Genomic DNA, 22,922 nt, shown 5'->3' with positions numbered 1-22,922 from the left:
AATATTACTGAAGCAGTGAAGCGGTCATATCGGGTGATCCGCAACACTGCGACATTCCTAAGAGCGAGTAAATTAAACCGAACGATTAACCAACATCGACTTAATGTGACCGATGGCTTTCGTCGGATTTAATCCCTTAGGACAAACACTTACACAATTCATGATGCCATGGCAACGAAAAACGCTAAATGCATCATCAAGATCAGACAAACGTTCATCTGTTGCCGTATCGCGGCTATCAATTAGCCAACGGTACGCTGCGAGAAGACCAGCTGGGCCGATGAATTTATCAGGGTTCCACCAGAATGATGGGCAAGACGTTGTACAACATGCACACATGATACATTCGTACAATCCATCTAAATGCGCACGATCATCAGGCGATTGTAGGTTCTCACGTGATGGTGGTAATGCACCATCATCAATCAAGAATGGTTTAACTTTCGCATAGTTATCATAGAACTGCGTCATGTCAACGATAAGATCGCGCACGACAGGTAACCCTGGTAGTGGACGAATAACTATCTTATCGCCTTGTAGAGCAGATAACGGTGTGATACACGCTAGGCCGTTTTTACCATTCATATTCAAACCATCAGAACCACATACCCCTTCACGGCATGAGCGACGGAACGCGATGCTTGGATCTTGCTCTTTTAGCAGAATCAATGCATCAAGCACCATCATGTCTGAGCCTTCGTCTACCTCAAGGGTATACTCTTTCATGTAAGGCTTAGTATCCACATCCGGATTGTAACGGTATAAAGAGAAGTTTAATTTCATAGTCGTATCCTCCCTTTAGTATGTACGTACTTTCGGCGGGAAAGCTTCACGATGCGTTGGCGTCATGTTCACATCACGCTTAGTCATCGCTTCTGTTTCCGGATTGTAGATAGAGTGGCATAGCCAGTTCTCATCATCACGCTCAGGGAAATCGAAACGAGCATGTGCGCCACGACTCTCTGTACGGTAGTTCGCTGCAACGGCAGTTGAAAACGCGGTTTCCATCAGGTTATCAAGTTCTAGACACTCAATACGCTGCGTGTTGAACTCTGAAGACTTGTCCGCTAGATGTGCATCTTTCAAACGTTCGCGAATCACTTTCAACTCTTCTAGACCGGTTGCCATCGCATCGCCTTCACGGAATACCGAGAAGCTATTTTGCATGCATGCTTGTAGGTCTTTACGAATCTGAACCGGATCTTCACCACCAGTGCTGTTTTCCCAACGCATAGTACGCGCTAGAGACGCTTCAATATCAGATTCTGTTGCAGGACGAGCTTCCGCTTGCGCTGCTAGCGTTTCGCCAAGGTGCAAGCCAGTAGCACGACCAAAGACGACCAAGTCTAGTAATGAGTTGCCACCCAGACGGTTAGCACCGTGTACCGATACAGAAGCAATCTCACCACATGCGTAAAGGCCTTGTACTTCCATCTCGCTACCGTCGGCCTTCTGCTTAATTGCTTGGCCAGAGACTTGAGTAGGTACACCACCCATCATGTAGTGACAAGTTGGAATTACTGGAATTGGCTCTTTCACTGGGTCAACGTGTGCAAATGTACGAGACAGTTCACATATACCTGGTAGACGTGATTCAAGTACTTCTTTACCAAGGTGATCAAGTTTCAACTTGATATGTGGACCCCAAGGACCATCACAGCCGCGGCCTTCACGAATTTCAATCATCATTGAACGAGCAACCACGTCACGACCAGCAAGGTCTTTCGCGTTTGGTGCGTAGCGCTCCATGAAGCGTTCACCATCTTTATTTAGAAGGTAACCACCTTCACCACGACAACCTTCCGTCACTAGAACACCCGCGCCGGCAATACCTGTTGGGTGGAACTGCCACATTTCCATGTCTTGCATTGGAACGCCTGCGCGAAGTGCCATACCAACGCCATCACCCGTGTTGATGTGCGCGTTAGTGGTCGATGCGTAAATACGACCTGCACCACCTGTAGCTAGAATGGTCGCTTTCGATTTGAAGTAACAGATTTCACCCGTTTCCATACAAATCGCAGTACAACCCATGATTGCGCCGTCTTGGTTTTTCACAAGATCCAAAGCGTACCACTCCGAGAAGATGGTTGTTTTGTGTTTTACGTTTTGCTGGTAAAGCGTGTGAAGAAGTGCGTGACCAGTACGGTCTGCAGCAGCGGCTGTACGAGCAGCCTGCTCACCACCAAACTCTTTAGATTGACCACCGAATGGACGTTGGTAGATGGTACCGTTATCGAAGCGAGAGAATGGAAGACCCATTTTTTCAAGCTCGATAACTGACTCAGGACCATTTTTACACATGTATTCAATCGCGTTCTGGTCACCGATGTAGTCGGAACCTTTAACGGTATCGTACATGTGCCATTGCCAATCGTCTTTGTGCGAGTTACCCAGAGCAACGGTAATGCCGCCCTGTGCAGACACAGTATGAGAACGTGTTGGAAATACTTTTGACAACAAAGCACATGATAGGCCTTGTTCTGAAATTTGTAGTGCAGCGCGCATACCTGCACCACCAGCGCCGATTACTACGGCATCAAACTCACGAACTGGAATAGACACTTACGCACCCCACAGAATAAATAGACCAGAGAAGACATAGCCGAATAGCACGGCAATAACACCAAGTTGCAGTGCGCCACGTAGTTTCGCGCACTTAATGTAATCAGTTAATACCTGCCACAAACCAACCCATGCGTGAATCAGGATCGAGACAAGTGCCAACATGGTGAATACTTTAGTGAAGGTACCACCAAAGAATTGGGTCCAAGATGCGTAAGAGATATCTGAAAATGCACAGAAGCTAATCAGATAAATCGTGTATAGCGTCATAATGATTGCAGTTGCACGAATTAGTAGGAAATCGTGTACACCATTACGACCAAATGAAGATACGTGTTTTACCATACCAAGATCCCCGCCAATAATGATAATACTGCTGTTGCACCAAACGCGACTTTAGCGCTCATCGTGCCTGAATCTAGTTCTTCAAAGTGACCTAGATCCATCAATAAGTGACGGATACCACCTGCGATGTGGTAGGCAAGCGCAGTAAGAATTCCCCACAGGATGAATTTTACGAAGAAGCTATCGACGATGTCAGCGGCTTCCATAAAACCCATTGGGGATGACAGAGAAATGGATAGTAACCACAGTAATATACCCACCGCAACAAACGTAATTACCCCAGACACACGGTGTAGGATGGATGCGATTGCTGTGATAGGAAAGTGGATGGTCTGTAAATCTAAATTAACAGGTCTTGACTTTCTTTCTTTCACGGGCTTGCTCACTCAGCTCCATTGAGCATTTATTGTTATAACCAATTTCAGCTTCCAAACGTACAAAAGTTAACATCTATTTAACAAATATCGCGAGTAACCACCCAGATAATTGTAAACAATTTGTTAACAAACGGAATCCAGCAACAAACCTCACTCTTTGTTTCTAGCCCCGAATTTATAAGGATTTAACTAAAATTTTCTTTGCCAATATACGGCGAGCAACATTCTAATACAATTGGTGTAACAAATTATGCTACATAGAACAGATTTTTAACGATTTTCATGAGAAAAATCATAACAAGTGCACACAAAGATGGAGAAAAATTGACTTTAAGCTTTAACAACAGTACAAAAATGGCACATAAACATCCTGGACGGATTAAATAATAAACAAAGGAGATTGTTATGGCGGATAAGAAAGCGACCCTTCATGTTGAAGGTCAAGCGCCAATCGAACTGCCAATTATGGACGGTACGCTAGGTACACCTGTAATTGACGTTCGTAAGCTGGGAGCCAATGGTTACTTTACTTTTGACCCAGGTTTTCTTGCCACTGCATCTTGTGAATCATCAATCACGTACATCGATGGCGGCAAAGGTATTCTTTTGCACCGCGGTTTCCCGATTGATCAATTAGCCAATAACGCAGATTACTTAGAAGTATGTTACATCCTTCTTTATGGTGAAGCCCCTACCCGAGAACAATACGAGCAATTCAAAACGACCGTTACTCGTCACACAATGGTACACGAGCAAATCGCAAGCTTTTTCCATGGCTTCCGACGCGATGCTCATCCAATGGCGGTAATGTGTGGTGTAGTTGGAGCACTTGCAGCCTTCTATCACGACTCTCTTGACATTAACAACGACGAACACCGCGAAATTGCAGCGTACCGTCTGCTGTCAAAAATGCCAACGCTGGCGGCGATGTGTTACAAATACTCTATCGGTCAGCCATTTATTTACCCTCGTAACGACCTTAGCTACGCTGAGAACTTCTTGCATATGATGTTCGCAAACCCTTGCGAAGAGTATGAAGTAAATCCTGTGGTTGCCCGTGCGATGGATAAGATTTTCACTCTACACGCGGATCACGAACAGAATGCGTCGACATCAACTGTACGCCTAGCTGGCTCTTCTGGTGCGAACCCATTTGCATGTATTGCCGCTGGTATTGCATCCCTTTGGGGGCCTGCTCACGGTGGTGCAAACGAAGCCTGCTTGAGAATGCTAGAAGAGATTGGCAGCGTCGATAACATCCCTGAATATGTAGACCGCGCGAAAGACAAAGATGACCCATTCCGCTTAATGGGCTTTGGTCACCGCGTTTACAAGAACTACGATCCACGTGCGACAGTAATGCGAGAAACGTGTCATGAAGTTCTCAAAGAGCTAAACATTCAAGACCCTCTGCTAGACGTTGCAATGGAACTTGAGCGCATTGCGCTTTCTGATGAGTACTTCGTGTCTAAGAAGCTGTACCCGAACGTAGACTTCTACTCAGGTATCATTCTTAAAGCGATTGGTATTCCAGTTTCTATGTTTACGGTTATCTTCGCGATTTCTCGTACCATCGGCTGGATTGCTCACTGGAACGAAATGCACAGCGATCCACTGAACCGCATCGGTCGTCCTCGTCAGCTATACACTGGCGAAACACAACGTGAGTTTTCTCCACTTCACGAACGTGAATGATCTTTTAGTACGAAGATAGACAAACAAAAGGGTTGAGATTTTCGTCTCAACCCTTTTCCTTTTCAGCGCTTAACGTTACTAATAGCGAACGTTAAACCGGATTATCAATATCGATAAACTCCACATGTAGGCCGTATTCATCCGCTAGCCATTTGCCTAAGGCCTGAACACCATAACGCTCAGTAGCATGATGACCTGCAGCAAAGTAATGAATGTCCATTTCACGAGCAGTATAAGTGGTGCGCTCTGAAATTTCTCCAGAGATAAATGCATCCAGCCCGTGCTGTACAGCAAGTTCAATGAAATCCTGCCCTCCACCAGTACACCAGCCGACTGTCTCAATCATCTTATCAGTATTCTCTGGAGCGATATGCAGAGGCTCTCTTTCAAGAACTTGGTTGATCTTACTCGCAAATTCAACACCAGACATCGGCTTTTTCAAGCGCCCAAACATAGCAACTGACTGAGGGTGCCCTTCAAGCCCACCTTCTACTTCGATTTCAAGTAAGCGAGCTAATTCAGCGTTGTTGCCTAGCTCTGGATGTATATCTAGAGGAAGGTGATAACCATATAAGTTGATATCATTTTTGATCAGGCTACGAATTCGTTTACCTTTCATGCCACGAATTGGCTCAGGCTCACCTTTCCAAAAATAGCCATGATGAACAAGCAATGCGTCTGCATTAAGCTCAATCGCTTTATCGATTAAGGCTTGAGAGGCGGTTACGCCAGTGATAACACGCTTTACCGCTGATTTCCCTTCTACCTGTAACCCATTTGGTGCGTAATCTTTAATTAACTGCGGTGACAGTTTGTCATTAAGAATCTGTTCTAGCTTTAAGTTATTCATTATTACTTCCAATTTCTAGCGCATGTAAACCTAAATAACCTCTCGATGGAATCAGACGAAAGAGTGCAACCTAGTTGATACAACAACGTTTTGACATCTGGCACCTTGATATCATTTAGGTCTTTAAAGTGTATCTCGAACCCTAATATCGATGCTAGCCACCCTACCCTCAAAAGCAAATTTAGTTACAATAACAAAGCTTGTCGCCTCACCATAAATTTAGGGATACGGATGAACCAACTGCAACGCTTTTACCAATGGATCGCCACTTCACCTCCGCTTTTCAAGTTAACCCCTCCGTTTGCAACCTTAGAAGATGTCTCGGTCAAACCTTTGAATAGCTCAGAACAATACAATGGTAATCCTAGGCTGGGTTTTTTATATCAGCACCTATGCACTGCGGCTCTTTCTAATTCAGAACGATATCAGATTATTGCCGAAGAAATTCAGTTAAACGACGCGGAAGGTAAGACCATTGGTGCTGTCGATTTGGTGTTGAGGAATACAGAATCAAATCAGATAGAACATTGGGAAGTGGCGATTAAGTTTTATCTTCTTTACAACGGCATTTGGTATGGCCCGAATGCTCACGACCAGTTACATGCAAAATTGGATAGAATGCTCACGCATCAGCTGAAAATGAGCGATCGCCCGGAATTTCAAAAAATAATTCCTTTAAACGACTCTCCAGAAGAGCGCCTAATGATGCAAGGACGACTCTATATTAATCCGTTTACTCCAGAGCCAACTCCTAAGGAGTGCTTGGGTTATGAATTAAATCCAAGTCAGATTAGTGGTTACTGGTGCTATCAAAGTCAATGGGATTTAATTGGTAAACCACTTTATCATTTACATAAACCATGCTGGGCGATCGGTACAGACGATTTCTCTCAACCTATTGAAAAGCCTTTAGATCGATTCATACACGCACAAACGGAAGACGGTCAATTCTGGTTTGTGGTACCAGATTCATGGCCCGGAGATAAAGCTGTTCGGGGCACTTAAACATGAAAGGGTTGATGTTTTCACATCAACCCTTTGCTAGATACATTGACCATTGGATGTTTTACAAACCAGCGGCTGCAAATACTTGATTAACTATTTCTTGTGCTTCAGCTTCGATTTGTTTCAGATGTTCTTCACCTTTGAAGCTTTCACAGTAAATCTTGTAGATATCTTCTGTACCTGATGGACGAGCAGCGAACCAACCGTTAGCTGTCGTTACTTTAAGGCCACCAATCGCAGCACCATTGCCTGGTGCATGCGTTAGACGAGCAGTGATCGCATCACCTGCTAGAGTTTCAGCCGCAACCATTTCTGGTGACAACTTCTTCAATACGTCTTTTTGTGGGCCATTTGCTACAGCTTGAATACGGTTGTACTTCGACTCACCGTGCTTCGCCGCTAGCTCTTCATAGTAATCTTGAGGGTTCTTACCCGTTACCGCAGTGATCTCTGCTGCTAGAAGGCATAGCAAGATGCCATCTTTGTCTGTTGACCAAGGCGTGCCATCTTTACGAAGGAATGACGCACCAGCACTTTCTTCGCCGCCGAAACCAAACTTACCAGTGTACAGACCGTCTACAAACCATTTGAAACCAACAGGCACTTCACATAGCTCACGACCTAGATCCGCAACAACACGGTCAATCAGCGCACTTGAAACTAGTGTTTTACCAACAGCGACATCTTTACCCCACTCGTCACGATGACGGTACAAGTAGTCAATACAAACGGCTAAGAAGTGGTTCGGGTTCATCAAACCTTTTGGCGTAACGATACCGTGACGGTCGTAGTCAGGATCGTTACCAAATGCTAAATCGTATTCGTCTTTCAGTGCCAATAGACCCGCCATTGCGTAAGGAGAAGAACAGTCCATACGCACAACGCCGTCTTTATCTAGCGACATGAATTGGAAAGAAGGATCGATCGATTCACTTACTAGCGTTAGGTCTAGGTTGTATGCCTGACCAATTTGACGCCAGTAATCGATACCGCTGCCACCCAATGGATCTACACCAATCTTCAGGTTCGCTTTTTGGATTGCTTCCATATCGATAACGTTCACCAGGTCATCGATGTATGGCTTCACCAAGTCCATCTCTACAAACAGATCCGATGCTTTTGCTTCTGCTAGTGGTAGGCGTTTCACACCTTGTAAACCTTCAGCAATCAGTTCGTTCGCACGATCTTCGATAGCTTGAGTCAACTCAGCTTCTGCAGGACCACCATGTGTCGGATTGTATTTGATACCGCCGTCTTGTGGTGGGTTATGTGATGGAGTAATAACGATACCGTCTGCTTTTTCATCGTGTTTGATGTTGTAAGTCAGAATCGCGTGTGAAATACCCGGTGTTGGCGTGTAACCGTTGTCTTGTTGGACAATCACTTTCACACCATTTGCAATCAGTACTTCAATCACACTTGAGAAAGCAGGCTCAGATAGCGCATGCGTGTCTTTACCCACAAACAACGGGCCAATTGTGCCTTGCTCAGCACGAACTTCTGCTACCGCTTGAGCGATCGCTAAAATGTGGTTTTCGTTAAAAGTGTGCTTGTCTGCAGTACCGCGGTGGCCAGAAGTACCAAATTGAACTTTGTGTTCTGCGTTTGCCGCGTCTGGTTGAAGTAAGAAGTAGTTAGCAACGAGTGCTGGGATATTGTGAAGATCTTCCTGCTGCGCTTTTTGCCCAGCACGAGGGTGCATAGCCATGTTTGACATCCTTTCTTTAAATACAAATAAAATTAAAAAAGCCTCATAATATCCGCTCACTGCGACGCATTATGAGGCTTCTATCAGGTTTCTTAGATTGAACCTGTTACTTTTTCTATTAAGTCAGGTTGGAACCCCATGTGTGCCATCACTTGTTCAACCATCTGTCTTTTACGACTTGTATTGTTATTCGTGATAACCCAAAACGGTGTACCAGGAATGGCTTTTGGCTTGGTCGTATTACCGTTTGCTAGCAAGGTTTCTTCATTATCTGCAAAGTACACGCGTTTGCGTCCTTTTACATTCGTCGCCTGGGCGAAACCTTCTGGATTCAATTTATGTAAGGTCGATAATACCAACATAAAGCGATCAATCGCTTTTTTTAGACCGGCAAACTCATCAGAAATAAGCAGCGAACGCATTTCTTTCACTACATCAACAGATTCCGTTTTACCCGCATCTTTACTTACTACAATCCCTTGTGGCTTCTCTACTACAGGCGCGGCTTTAGCTTCCTGCAACTGACCATCAAGGTTTAAAAGGCGTCGCAAAATATCCGAGGCGCTTTCACCGATATGCTTAGTTTGACTAGCTATATAACGGTATAGATCCTCATCAACCTCAATTGTTTTCATTCGCTTTTCACATTCTCAATGTTTAAACTCTGGGGGATTATAACGAGATCCACGCGGATACTCCACGTTAAACCCATCACGAATAAGATAAAATGTCAGCATTACTCAACTATAAGCAGGAAGGCCAAGGCCAAACAGTTGTTTTGATTCACGGATTGTTTGGTAGTTTAAGTAATCTGGGTCTACTCGCCCGCGATCTTATTAAAGATCACACGGTGATCAGTATTGATCTGAGAAATCACGGCCTCTCTTTCCACTCCGAAGTCCATAACTATACCGATATGGCAAAAGATGTGGCTCAGCTCCTTCAGCACTTAAACGTTGAGCCATCTATTGTTATTGGTCACTCCATGGGCGGAAAAGTAGCGATGGCTCTTGTGGACATTGCTCCAAATGTAGTCAAGCAGTTAGTCGTTCTCGACATGGCGCCTGTAGCCTACACTACGAACCGTCACGATAATGTTTTTAACGGCTTACATGCTGTTATTAATGAAAAACCAGCAAATCGACAGCAAGCCATGGATATTCTAGCTCAACATATTGAACTCGATGGTGTAAGACAATTTCTCTCTAAATCACTGTACAAAAATGGCGATAAGATGGATTGGCGGTTTAACGTACCGAGCCTTTTTGAGAATTATGACCAAATTATTGGCTGGAAAGAAATCACACCAACAGATATCCCAACTTTATTTATCAAAGGCGGCGACTCTGACTACTTAATGCCAGAACATCAGCCGGCAGTGAAGCGACAATTTAACCATGCTAAAGCACACATTATCGCTGGTACTGGTCACTGGTTACACGCCGAGAAACCGACAGAAGTAATGAGAGTCATTCGAAAATACATTTCGAGTTAACAAATTCGAAAAGCAACACTAGATTATTGAAATAACCCTTCTTGTAGTGCATTAACTTTACCGTTTAACAGTGGTATAGTGCGCCCAAGATTTTTCGGCATGAAGGGCTAAAATGCTTTACGACTATATGGATATGCTCGAGTCTATTGGGCTCGATCTTCTTTTTGCTGCTATCTTTTTTTTCATCGGGATGGCGATAAAAGATGTGCTAAAGCAAGGCAATGTACCTGTTTTTGGTCGTCGTATTGTGTGGTTAGTCCTTTTCCTAGGCTGTGCTGGCTTTATTGCAAAAGGTGTAATTCAGCTAACTTGGGAAGGCTCAGGGTTAGGTTAAACCCTTAGTAGCATCGCCAATAACAAACAATGTAAAGGTATAGACTCTATGGCAAGTGTAGGTATCTTCTTCGGTAGCGACACAGGTAATACTGAAGCCGTTGCAAAGATGATTCAAAAGCAACTAGGTAAACATCTAGTTCACGTTCAAGACATCGCGAAAAGCAGCAAAGAAGACATTGATAACTTCGATCTTCTTCTTCTAGGTATCCCAACTTGGTACTACGGCGAAGCACAATGTGATTGGGATGACTTCTTCCCTGAACTTGAGCAAATCGACTTCTCTACTAAGCTAGTGGCTATCTTTGGCTGTGGCGACCAAGAAGACTACGCAGAATACTTCTGTGACGCGATGGGCACAGTCCGTGATATCGTTGAATCTAAAGGCGGCACAATTCTTGGCCATACCTCGACAGAAGGCTACGAATTTGAAGCGTCTAAAGCACTTGTTGAAGGTGACGAAAGCCAATTCGTAGGTCTATGTATTGATGAAGACCGCCAACCAGAATTGACTGACGAGCGTGTTGAAAGCTGGGTTAAACAGATCTATGAAGAGATGTGTTTAGCTGAGCTAGAAGGCTAATCAAATTGAATGATGCAAAGACCTCCACTTGGAGGTCTTTTTGTATGTATTGTCACACAGCATCGGTAAGTACTTCCTCTTCGCGATACTGAGGTTTCTTTCTTACATAAAGCTTGCGTTGAACCTCTGAAACCACATTCCCCTGTTTATCTTTTACATGAGTAATAAACTCAGGAAAACACTTTTCTCCATTCCGTGTCATTTGATAAATGTTTTCCAGCATCCCTTCAGTGACCTCAAATTCTGCAAACAAATCACTTTGCCCCGGCTTAATAAAGTTAATGCTTGCCTCTTTATCCCACACATAATATTCCTCTCGTAGAATCCCCATCAGCATCAACGAGTAAATAGGATCAGTTAAAGAGAAAATACTGCCGCCATATTGGGTGCGATTGGCATTTTTATTCCACCAGCGAAGCTTTAAACGTACCTTTACAGTACGGAAGTCTTGAGAAATATGTAAGATTTTAATACCCGCCCCCCAAAAAGGAGGCCAAATATTGAGTGCGAACTTTACAATTCCTGGTTTGTATATCTTCGCTAGTCGCCTATTCATCGCTATCCCTGCCCTCTCCAAGCTTAATGTTACACAATTGTAACTGGTCAGAGCTGTAATATAATGGACCTGTTTCTAATTTACAAAAAGATTCTATTAACCCTTTGAAGTTCGTGGTTTAATGTTCCGAACGCTTATCCTATAATGGTAGGAAGATTGAATTCTGTTAAATCGCTGCAGATGATCCAACGGGAAAGTATATGTCAGATAATAATCAGGCGCTGAAGGATGCGGGTTTAAAAGTAACCCTTCCGAGGCTAAAAATTCTAGAAGTACTTCAGCAGCCAGACTGCCAGCACATCAGTGCTGAAGATTTGTACAAAAAGTTGATTGATCTAGGTGAAGAAATTGGCCTAGCAACTGTTTACCGAGTTCTAAACCAGTTCGACGATGCTGGTATTGTAACTCGTCACCACTTTGAAGGTGGAAAGTCAGTCTTCGAATTATCGACTCAACATCACCACGACCACCTAGTGTGCCTAGACTGTGGTGAGGTAATTGAATTTTCTGACGATCTTATTGAAGAACGTCAAAAAGAGATTGCAGCTAAGTACAATGTCACACTAACAAACCACAGCTTATACTTGTACGGCAAGTGTAGCGATGGTGGTTGTAAAGACAATCCAGATGCACACAAACCGAAAAAATAAGGGTTTGTTAATTTAAAAAGTAAACGTCAGCACATGCTGGCGTTTTTTGTTTCTAGAAGTCAGTACCTTAGACGTCAGTACTTTGGTTACAGAACAAAAGCTACTAAGCACCCATCTTTTTTCTCCACAGTTTTGCACATCTATATAGCACTCTGTGGGATTAGGTATAAAAAATGCCAGCGTTTGCTGGCATTTTTTCATCGTTCTCAGCATTAATTGAGATTATTGATTCTCAATTTTTGCCCAGGTATCACGTAAACCAACCGTGCGGTTGAATACTAGATTATCTGCTGAAGAGTCTTTCGAGTCTGCACAGAAGTAACCCATACGTTCAAACTGGTAACCTTTTTCTGCTTCTGCAGAAGCTAGGCTAGGCTCGACAAAGCCATTGATCACAACTAATGATTCAGGGTTGATAGTAGAAGCAAAATCTTTCGCTGCGCCTGGGTTTGGCACCGTAAATAAACGATCGTACAGACGAATTTCCGCAGGAAGAGCTTTATCTGCTGACACCCAATGAATAACGCCTTTCACTTTACGACCATCTGCTGGGTTTTTACCTAGCGTATCTGCATCATAAGAACAGAAGATAGTTGTGATGTTGCCTTCTGCATCTTTTTCAACGCGCTCCGCTTTGATCACGTAAGCACCACGTAAACGAACTTCTTTACCTAGCACTAAACGCTTGTACTTTTTGTTCGCTTCTTCACGGAAGTCTTCACGCTCAATCCACAATTCACGCGTGAATGGCACTTCACGCACGCCCATTTCTGGTTTATTTGGGTGGTTGGCAACTGTCAAGTTTTCTACTGCGCCTGCTTCAAAGTTTTCGATAACAACTTTAACAGGATCCAGTACAGCCATTGCACGCGGAGCGTTCTCGTTTAGGTCATCACGAATACAAGATTCTAATGAACTAAACTCGATCATATTTTCTTGCTTCGTTACACCAATACGCTTACAAAACTCACGAATAGATGCAGGTGTGAAGCCACGACGACGCAGACCTGAGACAGTCGGCATACGTGGATCATCCCAACCATTAACCAGTTTTTCAGTAACTAGCTGGTTAAGCTTACGCTTAGACATCACTGTATATTCAAGGTTTAAACGACTGAACTCGTATTGATGTGGACGGCTTTCGATCGTGATGTTGTCTAGAACCCAATCGTACAGACGACGGTTATCCATGAATTCAAGCGTACAAATAGAGTGCGTAATGCCTTCTAATGCATCAGAAATACAGTGCGTAAAGTCGTACATTGGGTAAATGCACCACTTATCACCAGTTTGGTGGTGCGTAGCAAAACGCACACGGTATAAAACTGGATCGCGCATGACCATGAATGAAGAACCCATGTCGATTTTAGCACGAAGACACGCTTTACCTTCTTCAAATTCACCAGCGCGCATTTTTTCAAACAACGCCAAGTTCTCTTCAACAGAACGGTCACGGTATGGACTTGGTTTACCTGGCGCCTTTAGTGTGCCGCGGTATTCACGAATTTGCTCTGGACTTAGCTCATCTACGTACGCTAAGCCTTTGTTAATCAATTCAATTGCATATTCGTAAAGCTTATCGAAGTAGTTTGATGAGTAACATACTTCACCACTCCACTCAAAGCCCAACCAGTTTACATCTTTCTTGATAGACTCAACGTATTCGATGTCTTCTTTTTCAGGGTTTGTATCGTCGAAACGCAGATTACATTGACCCTGGTAGTCCTGAGCAATACCGAAGTTCAAACAGATAGACTTAGCATGACCGATATGCAGGTAGCCATTTGGCTCCGGCGGGAATCGAGTATGCACGCTAGTGTGTTTACCATCCGCTAGATCTTTATCAATGATCTGGCGAATAAAGTTTGATGGACGAGCATCAGCTTCACTCATCTATAGCACCTCAAAAATATTAGTATTGTCAGAGAAAACGGAACCCTGTATCCAAGTATGGTTTCACAGAGTACATTGTTCCTAATGATCCACAATTCTAAGCAATTAGACAACAAGAACTCGCTCTAAAACGACAATATTTATCGAGTTAGCGTGAAAGCAAAGCAGATTCAAAGGGCCTAAACGAAAAAAGGCCTCCTGCGGAGGCCTTTTGCGATGTTGTAGTATCAATTGTTTGCAATACCAATAACAAACAATAACACCACTATTAAACAGTTAAGCTGGTAGCTGAACACCACTTAAGTCTTCATCTTTAGATACATTCTTCATCTCACCAGCAACAATCTCTGCTAGTGGACCAAGAATAACTTGTAGGTTGTTTGTACCTAGCTTCACAACTCCCATAGCTCCAAGATCTTTCAGAGTTTTCTCATTGATAACGCTCATATCTTTCACAGAAAGGCGCAAACGAGTAATACAGGCATCGATAGAACTTAGGTTGTCATGACCGCCAAGTGCTTTCAAGTACTGACGAGCAAGCTCAGAAGAATTGCTTGATCCAGCCACGTTAGATGAAGCTTCTTCATCATCTTCACGTCCCGGTGTTTTAAGGCCAAACTTAACAATCACGGTACGGAACACGAAGTAGTAAACCGCAAAGAAACCAAGACCTTGTACAATGAGCATGTACCAGTTTACCGCTAGCGGGTTACGAGTTGACAATACTAAGTCGACTAAACCAGCAGAGAAACCGAAACCTGCAATCCACTGCATTGATGCCGCGATATAAACTGATAGACCAGTCAGCGCTGCGTGAAGAACGTACAGTCCTGGAGCAAGGAACATGAATGCAAATTCAAGTGGTTCTGTTACACCTGTAAAGAATGAAGCAAACGCAGCCGCAATCATGATAGATGCCACTTTCTCTTTATTCTTTGATTTCGCAGTATGGTACATCGCTAGAGCAGCGCCTGGTAAACCAAACATCATGATTGGGAAGAAGCCCGCTTGGTACATCCCCGTAACACCTACCGTTGCCGTGCCTTCAGCTAATGATTTCGCACCGCCAAGGAAGTTTGGAATGTCATTAATACCAGCAACATCAAACCAGAACACTGAGTTTAGTGCATGGTGCAGACCAACAGGAATTAGAAGACGGTTGAAGAATGCGTAAACACCTGCACCTGCTTCACCCATACCTTGAATGCTTTCACCAAAACTTACCAGACCGCCGTAAACTGATGGCCAAACGTACATCAGGATGAACGCAATAACGATACCAGCAAAAGACGTTAGGATCGGTACAAGACGCTTGCCAGAGAAAAACGCCAGTGCTTTGTGCAGCTCTACATGAGAAAAACGGTTGTACAACTCAGCAGAAACAATACCAACCAAGATACCGACGAACTGGTTATTGATTTTACCAAATGCAGCAGGTACTTCACCTGGGTCAATGCCTTGAATTTGTGATACTGCACCAGGGGCCAAAAGCGTTGTGACAACTAAGAAGCCCACGAAACCTGAAAGTGCAGCGGCGCCATCTTTGTCTTTAGACATTCCATAAGCAACACCAACAGCGAACAATACTGACATGTTGTCAATGATCGCTGCACCAGCTTTAATAAGAAATGCAGCAAGTGCACTGTTTGCGCCCCAGCCATTTGGGTCGATCCAGTAGCCAATACCCATGAGTATTGCTGCTGCAGGAAGTGTGGCAACCGGCACCATAAGCGCCTTACCCACCTTCTGGAAGTATCCGAGAATGTTCACCTTAAGTTCCCCCTATAGGATTAGATGTTATGTTGAATGACTTATTTCAGCCGTCCAATTTAGTCATCCTAAGTTTATGATATTAATTTTGCTCCGCAAATTAAAAGCTCACCGTTTGTGATCATAATCACCACAATTTGCCCTTTCGGAAGGTTTTTGCTAGCGAGATCATAAAACTTATTTTATTATACGAAAAAATGGCGTTTTAAAGATAATATTCTCGCACTTTATGCAAGGCAGAATCAGTGTTATTTTGGTATCTAGGCGGGTAAATCACTGTAACTTTGCTCTGAAAAAGAATCATAAAAAAACCATACAATTATTACTTTTCAGTTAGTTACTATGACAATAACATCGATAAAACGCGACTTGCTGTATGTGACTCGTTATCTAATTCAGTGATACAAACTAAGTACCCATATGACTGAAGCAGTCTCTACTTAGATAACGATATAGAAATTGAATTCTCATCTATAAGGACTAGCTGACTATGTACGCGCTAAGTAACTGTAAAATTTATACCGGTAGTGATGTTCTTACCGATCATGCGGTCATCATCGAAAACGATCTTATTCAATCTATTGTGCCGGTTTCTGAGCTACCTCAAAGCATCGAAGTAAAAGACCTTGCAGGCGCTAATCTAAGCCCAGGCTTTATCGATCTGCAGTTGAACGGTTGTGGCGGTGTAATGCTAAACGATGCAATTACCCCTGAAACAATGCAAATCATGCACCAGGCAAACCTCAAATCTGGCTGTACTAGCTTCCTGCCAACACTCATTACGTCATCTGATGAAGATATGCGAACTGCAATTGCTGCAGCTCGTGAGTACCACAACAAGTATCAAAATCAATCGCTTGGTTTACACCTCGAAGGTCCTTACCTTAACGTCGCGAAAAAAGGCATCCATAACGTCGATTTTATTCGCCCATCAGACGAAAGCATGATCGACCTTATCTGCGCAAACGCCGATATCGTAGCGAAAGTAACACTAGCACCTGAGCATAACGACCCAGAGCATATTGCGCGATTAAAGGCTGCTGGCATCGTGGTTTCAATTGGCCACACAAATGCAACCTACGCCGAAGCACGTAAAAGCTTTGAAGCAGGCATTACTTTTGCTACACACCTCTTTAATGCAATGACACCAATGGTTGGTCGTGAACCAGGAGTTGTTGGTGCAATTTACGATACTCCTGACGTATACGCTGGCATTATTGCTGATGGTTTTCACGTCGACTACGCAAACATCCGAATTGCTCATAAAATCAAAGGTGACAAGCTTGTTTTGGTGACGGATGCCACAGCTCCAGCAGGTGCTAACATTGATCACTTTATTTTTGTCGGTAAGAAAGTATATTACCGAGATGGTAAGTGTGTTGATGAAAATGGCACGCTAGGCGGCTCAGCTTTGACAATGATTGAAGCAGTTCAGAATTCAGTTGAGCACGCGGGGATCGCTTTAGACGAAGCTCTACGAATGGCCACGTTATACCCAGCAACAGCAATTGGTGTTGAGGATCGCCTTGGCCGAGTTCGAAAAGGGATGGTTGCAAACCTGACTATTTTCGATCGTGACTTTAAAGTAAAAGCGACGGTTGTTAACGGACAATACGAGCAAAATTAAGCATGAATGGCGGACAGATTGGTAATGTAGATTTAGTAAAACAGCTTAACAGCGCTGCGGTATATAGGCTGATTGATCAGCAAGGTCCTATCTCCCGTATTCAAGTCGCGGACGTGAGTCAGCTCGCGCCTGCTAGTGTTACCAAAATAACCCGCCAACTTTTAGAGCGCGGCCTTATTAAGGAGGTCGCCCAACAAGCTTCAACTGGTGGTCGTCGTGCGATCTCTTTGACTACTGAAGTCAAACCTTTTCATTCGATTGCCGTTCGCTTAGGTCGAGATTACGTACAGTTCAGTTTATACGATTTAGGTGGTACCGCGCTGGCAGAAGATCAGCATGAATTGCACTACACTAACCAAGCAGACTTAATCGCAGGGCTTATCGATTTATTAAAAGATTTCGTAAGCCGTTGCGAAGACAAAATTGATCAACTCATCGCTATCGGCATCACTTTACCGGGCCTTGTTAACCCAACAACTGGCGTGGTCGAATACATGCCTAATACCGATATCGATAATCTTGCTCTCGGTGAAATTGTTGGAGAGAAGTTTAATACAGCATGCTTTGTTGGCAACGACGTACGTGGCATGGCGTTGGCTGAGCACTACTTTGGAGCAAGCCAAGACTGCCAGGATTCTATTTTGGTTAGCGTCCACCGCGGTACTGGCGCAGGTATTATCGTTAACGGCCAGGTTTTTCTTGGTTTTAACCGCAACGTCGGTGAAATTGGTCATATCCAAATTGACCCGCTTGGCGAGCAATGCCAATGTGGAAACTTTGGCTGTTTAGAAACCGTAGCTGCAAACCCAGCGATTATTCAACGAGTGAAGCAACTGATTACTCAAGGATACGAATCAAGCTTAACCGACCTTGAAAACATCACAATTGAAGCGGTATGTCAGCACGCAATGAATGGTGATGAACTTGCGAAACAGAGTTTAGTGCGAGTGGGCAACCAGCTAGGTAAAGCGATTGCGATTACGGTTAACTTATTTAATCCACAGAAAATTGTAATTGCTGGCGATATTACTGCAGCACAAGATATTGTTTTCCCTGCAATTCAACGCAACGTAGAGAATCAATCTCTTAAAACTTTCCATAACGACCTCCCTATCGTGGCTTCTCACATTGATAAGCAGCCAACGATGGGCGCATTTGCGATGATTAAACGCGCTATGCTAAACGGAGTTTTGTTACAAAAGTTACTGGAAGACTAAGTTTATACAACCAATTGAGTTACAATCTCGGGCTGTGTTTTCACAGCCCGTTTTTGTATATCAGGAATACAGCTTAACAGTATGGAAATTATTCTAATTACAGCCGCTTTTTTAGCTGGTTTTATTGCGCTTAAATGCAGCCTCCCTCCCCTCGTTGGTTTTCTACTAGCTGGATTTGGCTTGCATGCATTTGGTTACCAAAGCAATGACGTTATCGTCACTCTCGCAGATCTTGGTGTTACTCTTCTTCTGTTTACTATTGGACTCAAACTCGATGTAAAAACCCTGCTGTCCAAAGAAATATGGGGAGGGGCAACCGCCCACAACATACTCTCTACCGCTTTTTTTGCCCTAGCGTTATCCGGCTTAAAACTACTGGGCTTGACTTCGCTAGCCAGTATGGACGGCAGCCAAATCCTGCTTTTAGCTTTTGCACTATCGTTCTCTAGTACCGTTTTTGCCGTAAAAGCATTGCAAGAAAAAGGCGAAATGAACGCGACCTACGGCACACTCGCGATCGGTATCTTGGTTATGCAAGATATTTTTGCCGTAGTATTCCTGACTGCTTCAACCGGAAAAGTCCCAGAATGGTATGCCATCGGTTTGTTCGCACTGCCTTTCCTTCGTCCTCTATTCTATAAGCTGCTCGATAAAGTTGGCCACGGCGAAATGCTAGTGCTATTCGGTATTTTCTTCGCGCTTGTTATCGGTGCTGGGCTATTCGAGTTGGTTGGGATGAAACCAGACTTGGGCGCGCTAATTTTAGGCATGCTACTCGCAGGTCACCCAAAAGCCTCAGAACTATCCAAGTCATTATTCAATATGAAGGAGCTCTTTTTAGTCTGCTTCTTTTTAAACATTGGTTTATCCGCCTCATTGAGCGTGAATGGCGTCGTTCTCGCCCTGCTATTTATCTTACTGCTACCAATCAAAGGACTCTTGTACTTCGTTACTATTAATCATTTTAAGTTTCGAGTACGTACCTCTTTGCTCGCCTCTTTATCACTATTTAACTACAGTGAGTTTGGTCTTATTGTTGCAGGGTTGGCCTATAAAATGGGCTGGATGCCAAGTGATATGCTTGCTGCGATTGCGGTTGCGGTGTCGGTATCCTTTGTAATTTCCGCGCCACTTAACCGCCTTAGCCATAAAATTTATCAACATTCAGGTAAGTGGCTACAAGAGACAGCGGTAGAAAAGCTCAATCAACGCGACCAACTCATCAACCCAGGTCATGCCCAAGTATTGATCTTAGGTATGGGGCGTATTGGAACGGGCGCTTATGATGAGCTACGCTCACGCTATGGCAAAATTTCATTGGGTATAGAAATTCGTGAAGACGCTGCACATCATCATCGTTCAGAAGGAAGAAATGTGATTTCTGGTGATGCCACCGACCCGGATTTCTGGGAGCGAATTTTAGATACAGGTCATGTAAAACTGGTTCTGCTTGCAATGCCACATCATCAAGGTAACCAAACAGCACTTGAGCAGCTTAAACGCAGAAAATATAAGGGGCAAATTGCCGCTATCGCCGAATACCCAGATCAATTGGAAGGCTTACTTGAAAATGGCGTTGACGCAGCATTCAATATATATAGTGAAGCTGGTAGCGGTTTTGCTCGACACGTCTGTAAACAACTTCAGCCTAAATTCACACCAATTAAATAAGCAACAGCACTGATATTTTTTGAAAGGCTTTCTATTGATAGAAAGCCTTTTTTGTATGTTTTTCATACCAAACCTTGATCTCATTCACCAAAACAACGGTTGAGTTAAATGTTTTCCATACAACAAGGCCTTTTATCATTTTTTTAATCACAAAACGTTGCTTTTTTTATTAGTAATGGCAAATTTAAACCATACCGATTAGAAATTGTTTAGTTTAGTAAGGATGTAGTATGTGTTCAGTATTTGGCATTTTAGACATTAAAAGCGATGCAGCCGCATTGCGCCCTATCGCATTAGAGATGTCGAAAAAACTTCGTCACCGTGGCCCAGACTGGTCTGGGATTTACTCTTCAGAGCGTGCTATTTTAGCGCACGAGCGCTTGGCGATTGTTGGTCTAAATAGTGGTGCACAGCCGCTATACAGCCCTGATAAGAAGCTCATCCTTGCCGTCAATGGTGAAATCTACAACCATAAAGAAATTCGTGCTCGTTACGAAGGAAAGTACGAATTTCAAACCGATTCAGACTGTGAAGTCATTCTTGCACTTTACCAAGATATGGGTGCAGATCTCCTTGAAGAACTAAACGGTATTTTCGCTTTTGTGCTCTACGACGAAGAAAAAGATGAGTATTTAGTCGGCCGTGACCATATTGGTATTATCCCTCTTTATCAAGGTCACGATGAGCATGGTAACTACTATGTGGCATCAGAGATGAAGGCTCTTGTTCCAGTATGTAAAACAGTAAGTGAATTCCCTCCTGGTAGCTACTACAGCTCTAAAGATACTGAGCCAACACGTTACTATGTTCGTGACTGGAACGAGTACGCAGCAGTACAAGGTAACAGCACTAGCAAAGAAGAATTGACGGAAGCGCTAGAAGCGGCTGTTAAACGCCAACTAATGACTGACGTGCCTTACGGTGTGCTACTTTCAGGTGGTCTAGATTCTTCTATTACATCTGCGGTAGCAAAACGCTTTGCAGCGATGCGTATTGAAGATGATGAAAAGTCTGAAGCTTGGTGGCCTCAACTGCACTCTTTTGCTGTTGGCCTAGAAGGCGCGCCTGACCTGAAAGCCGCTCGCGAAGTTGCCGACCAAATTGGTACCGTTCACCACGAAATGACGTACACGATTCAAGAAGGTTTGGACGCGATTCGTGACGTGATTTACCACATTGAAACGTATGACGTGACGACTATCCGCGCATCAACACCTATGTTCTTAATGGGTCGCAAGATCAAAGCGATGGGTATCAAGATGGTATTGTCTGGTGAGGGCGCTGACGAAATCTTTGGTGGCTACCTTTACTTCCACAAGGCGCCAAACGCGAAAGAGTTCCACGAGGAGACAGTGCGTAAACTGCTTGCTCTGAACATGTTCGACTGTGCTCGTGCTAACAAGTCGCTGGCAGCATGGGGAGTTGAAGGACGCGTACCTTTCCTAGATAAAGAGTTCATAGATGTAGCAATGCGCTTGAACCCAGCAGACAAGATGTGTGGCAACGGTAAAATGGAGAAACACATCCTTCGTGAGTGCTTCGAGCACTACCTGCCAGAATCGATCGCATGGCGTCAAAAAGAGCAATTCTCTGATGGCGTTGGCTACAGCTGGATCGATACGCTGAAAGAAGTAGCAGAACAGAAAGTGACAGACCAGCAGATGGAAACAGCTCAATATCGATTCCCATACAACACGCCAACGACAAAAGAAGGCTACGTGTACCGTGAAATCTTTGAAGAGTTATTCCCACTTCCATCAGCAGCAGAGTGTGTACCAGGAGGCCCTTCAGTAGCGTGTTCTTCAGCGAAGGCGATTGAATGGGATGAATCGTTCCAAAACTGTGTTGACCCATCAGGTCGTGCAGTACAGACCGTTCACAACGACTCATACTAATTCTCTACGATAAAGATAAGGGTCGGTTCGTCCAACCCTTTTAAAACAGACAGAAAATTAGATACGATCAAAAAGAGGTGCTTTTGCACCTCTTTTTATGTTTGATGGAATTAGGCTATTTTAAATCTAAATCACTATTGTCGATGCTGACAGGCACACGCTTGGTGATCATCTGAACTAGCATAATTGAGCGTTTCTCACCATCTTGTTCTTGGAAGATGGCATCTATGCCCGCAAATTGACCGCTTTTAACTCTAATTTGATCGCCTGGTTTTGGCATGCATTCAGAAACGGTATTGTCATTACAACACTTTTCTAGCTGCATCAATTCGAAGACCAAGTCACCTTGAACTTCTTTCGGTTGAGCACCAAAACGCACAAAGTCAACAACACCTCGAGTAGAGCGGACTGAGGTGAAGTTTGGCCCTTGCTCATAATCAAAGTAAGCGAATACGTAACAAGGAAACAGCGGTTCCTCGACTTTTTGTCTTTTACCGCGCAAAATCTTTTCAACTTCTACAGTTGGATAAAAGCACTCTACACCTTGGTTTTCAAGGTGTTGTTTCGCCCTAACCTGCTCCCCACGTTTACAATAAAGTAGATACCAACGTTTCATCTTTTTACTAGCCAATTCTATTTTGTTTTTATCCTAGCATTAAGCCAAAGTTGAGTCATTGATATTCAGTT

Annotated in this window: 21 protein-coding genes; 10 read left to right on the top strand and 11 right to left on the bottom strand. The window is 43.8% G+C overall.

The window, feature by feature from the left end:
- Positions 1-72: 72 nt before the first annotated feature.
- From R7O03_RS12105 to sdhC, 4 genes are read right to left on the bottom strand one after another with little or no spacing between them, the layout of a single operon-like run.
- Positions 73-783, bottom strand: coding sequence for a succinate dehydrogenase iron-sulfur subunit (locus R7O03_RS12105; RefSeq protein WP_005382174.1), 711 nt, complete (start codon positions 781-783; stop codon positions 73-75).
- A gap of 15 nt (positions 784-798) precedes the next feature.
- Positions 799-2,565, bottom strand: coding sequence for a succinate dehydrogenase flavoprotein subunit (gene sdhA / locus R7O03_RS12100; protein WP_005382172.1), 1,767 nt, complete (start codon positions 2,563-2,565; stop codon positions 799-801).
- Positions 2,566-2,910 carry a succinate dehydrogenase, hydrophobic membrane anchor protein gene (gene sdhD, locus R7O03_RS12095; protein ID WP_005382169.1) on the bottom strand — a complete coding sequence of 115 codons (345 nt, stop codon included), beginning with the start codon at positions 2,908-2,910 and terminating at the stop codon, positions 2,566-2,568.
- Positions 2,904-3,296, bottom strand: coding sequence for a succinate dehydrogenase cytochrome b556 subunit (sdhC, locus tag R7O03_RS12090; RefSeq protein ID WP_017634811.1), 393 nt, complete (start codon positions 3,294-3,296; stop codon positions 2,904-2,906). The genes sdhD and sdhC overlap by 7 nt, the downstream gene beginning before the upstream one ends.
- A 396-nt stretch (positions 3,297-3,692) precedes the next feature.
- Between sdhC and R7O03_RS12085 the strand changes: the two genes are divergently transcribed.
- The gene (locus tag R7O03_RS12085; protein ID WP_005382163.1) at positions 3,693-4,982 is read left to right on the top strand and encodes a citrate synthase; all 1,290 of its coding nucleotides are present in this window, start codon (positions 3,693-3,695) and stop codon (positions 4,980-4,982) included.
- A gap of 91 nt (positions 4,983-5,073) precedes the next feature.
- Here R7O03_RS12085 and R7O03_RS12080 read toward each other — a convergent pair whose 3' ends face one another.
- Complete coding sequence (locus R7O03_RS12080; RefSeq protein ID WP_005382162.1) at positions 5,074-5,832, bottom strand: Nif3-like dinuclear metal center hexameric protein; 759 nt, start codon at positions 5,830-5,832, stop codon at positions 5,074-5,076.
- A 231-nt stretch (positions 5,833-6,063) separates the two neighbouring features.
- On the opposite strand from R7O03_RS12080, the gene R7O03_RS12075 reads away from it, so the two are divergent.
- Positions 6,064-6,837 carry a DUF1853 family protein gene (locus R7O03_RS12075; RefSeq protein ID WP_213960385.1) on the top strand — a complete coding sequence of 258 codons (774 nt, stop codon included), beginning with the start codon at positions 6,064-6,066 and terminating at the stop codon, positions 6,835-6,837.
- A gap of 61 nt (positions 6,838-6,898) precedes the next feature.
- Here R7O03_RS12075 and pgm read toward each other — a convergent pair whose 3' ends face one another.
- The gene (gene pgm / locus R7O03_RS12070; RefSeq protein WP_017634813.1) at positions 6,899-8,545 is read right to left on the bottom strand and encodes a phosphoglucomutase (alpha-D-glucose-1,6-bisphosphate-dependent); all 1,647 of its coding nucleotides are present in this window, start codon (positions 8,543-8,545) and stop codon (positions 6,899-6,901) included.
- 92 nt (positions 8,546-8,637) lie between these two features.
- Positions 8,638-9,180 carry a replication initiation negative regulator SeqA gene (gene seqA / locus R7O03_RS12065; RefSeq protein ID WP_005382149.1) on the bottom strand — a complete coding sequence of 181 codons (543 nt, stop codon included), beginning with the start codon at positions 9,178-9,180 and terminating at the stop codon, positions 8,638-8,640.
- Between the two features lie 92 nt (positions 9,181-9,272).
- Here seqA and R7O03_RS12060 point away from each other — a divergent pair, with 92 nt between their 5' ends.
- The 3 genes from R7O03_RS12060 (at position 9,273) to fldA (ending at position 10,956) form a co-directional block, all read left to right on the top strand.
- Positions 9,273-10,040 (top strand): alpha/beta fold hydrolase, encoded by a 768-nt coding sequence (locus R7O03_RS12060; protein ID WP_213968539.1) that lies wholly within the window; start codon positions 9,273-9,275, stop codon positions 10,038-10,040.
- 112 nt (positions 10,041-10,152) lie between these two features.
- Positions 10,153-10,374 carry a DUF2788 domain-containing protein gene (locus R7O03_RS12055; RefSeq protein ID WP_005393038.1) on the top strand — a complete coding sequence of 74 codons (222 nt, stop codon included), beginning with the start codon at positions 10,153-10,155 and terminating at the stop codon, positions 10,372-10,374.
- Positions 10,375-10,422: 48 nt separating this feature from the next.
- Positions 10,423-10,956, top strand: a complete 534-nt coding sequence (gene fldA / locus R7O03_RS12050; protein ID WP_005382146.1) for a flavodoxin FldA — start codon at positions 10,423-10,425, stop codon at positions 10,954-10,956.
- Between the two features lie 52 nt (positions 10,957-11,008).
- On the opposite strand, the gene R7O03_RS12045 is transcribed toward fldA, so the two are convergent.
- The gene (locus R7O03_RS12045) at positions 11,009-11,512 is read right to left on the bottom strand and encodes a DUF4442 domain-containing protein (protein ID WP_005382144.1); all 504 of its coding nucleotides are present in this window, start codon (positions 11,510-11,512) and stop codon (positions 11,009-11,011) included.
- A gap of 200 nt (positions 11,513-11,712) precedes the next feature.
- Here R7O03_RS12045 and fcrX point away from each other — a divergent pair, with 200 nt between their 5' ends.
- On the top strand, positions 11,713-12,162 hold the full coding sequence (gene fcrX / locus R7O03_RS12040; RefSeq protein ID WP_005382141.1) for a ferric iron uptake transcriptional regulator FcrX: 450 nt from the start codon (positions 11,713-11,715) through the stop codon (positions 12,160-12,162).
- A gap of 222 nt (positions 12,163-12,384) precedes the next feature.
- On the opposite strand, the gene glnS is transcribed toward fcrX, so the two are convergent.
- Both glnS and nagE read right to left on the bottom strand, forming a co-directional pair.
- Positions 12,385-14,055 carry a glutamine--tRNA ligase gene (glnS, locus tag R7O03_RS12035; RefSeq protein ID WP_213968538.1) on the bottom strand — a complete coding sequence of 557 codons (1,671 nt, stop codon included), beginning with the start codon at positions 14,053-14,055 and terminating at the stop codon, positions 12,385-12,387.
- A gap of 276 nt (positions 14,056-14,331) precedes the next feature.
- The gene (nagE, locus tag R7O03_RS12030) at positions 14,332-15,825 is read right to left on the bottom strand and encodes an N-acetylglucosamine-specific PTS transporter subunit IIBC (RefSeq protein WP_258452141.1); all 1,494 of its coding nucleotides are present in this window, start codon (positions 15,823-15,825) and stop codon (positions 14,332-14,334) included.
- Positions 15,826-16,315: 490 nt separating this feature from the next.
- On the opposite strand from nagE, the gene nagA reads away from it, so the two are divergent.
- From nagA to asnB, 4 genes are all read left to right on the top strand, one after another.
- On the top strand, positions 16,316-17,452 hold the full coding sequence (gene nagA, locus R7O03_RS12025; RefSeq protein ID WP_213868286.1) for an N-acetylglucosamine-6-phosphate deacetylase: 1,137 nt from the start codon (positions 16,316-16,318) through the stop codon (positions 17,450-17,452).
- Positions 17,453-17,454: 2 nt separating this feature from the next.
- Positions 17,455-18,669 carry a DNA-binding transcriptional regulator NagC gene (gene nagC / locus R7O03_RS12020; RefSeq protein WP_005382105.1) on the top strand — a complete coding sequence of 405 codons (1,215 nt, stop codon included), beginning with the start codon at positions 17,455-17,457 and terminating at the stop codon, positions 18,667-18,669.
- An 81-nt stretch (positions 18,670-18,750) separates the two neighbouring features.
- On the top strand, positions 18,751-20,340 hold the full coding sequence (locus R7O03_RS12015) for a cation:proton antiporter family protein (RefSeq protein WP_047102890.1): 1,590 nt from the start codon (positions 18,751-18,753) through the stop codon (positions 20,338-20,340).
- A 230-nt stretch (positions 20,341-20,570) separates the two neighbouring features.
- On the top strand, positions 20,571-22,235 hold the full coding sequence (asnB, locus tag R7O03_RS12010) for an asparagine synthase B (protein WP_005384979.1): 1,665 nt from the start codon (positions 20,571-20,573) through the stop codon (positions 22,233-22,235).
- Between the two features lie 115 nt (positions 22,236-22,350).
- Here asnB and rfaH read toward each other — a convergent pair whose 3' ends face one another.
- Entirely contained in the window at positions 22,351-22,851 is a 501-nt protein-coding gene (gene rfaH / locus R7O03_RS12005; protein ID WP_005382098.1) for a transcription/translation regulatory transformer protein RfaH, read from the bottom strand.
- Positions 22,852-22,922: the final 71 nt, after the last annotated feature.

The organism is Vibrio sp. Vb2960, from assembly GCF_033337665.1.
Taxonomy (GTDB): Bacteria; Pseudomonadota; Gammaproteobacteria; order Enterobacterales; family Vibrionaceae; genus Vibrio; species Vibrio alginolyticus.
This window is presented reverse-complemented; position numbering and strand designations above follow the sequence as displayed.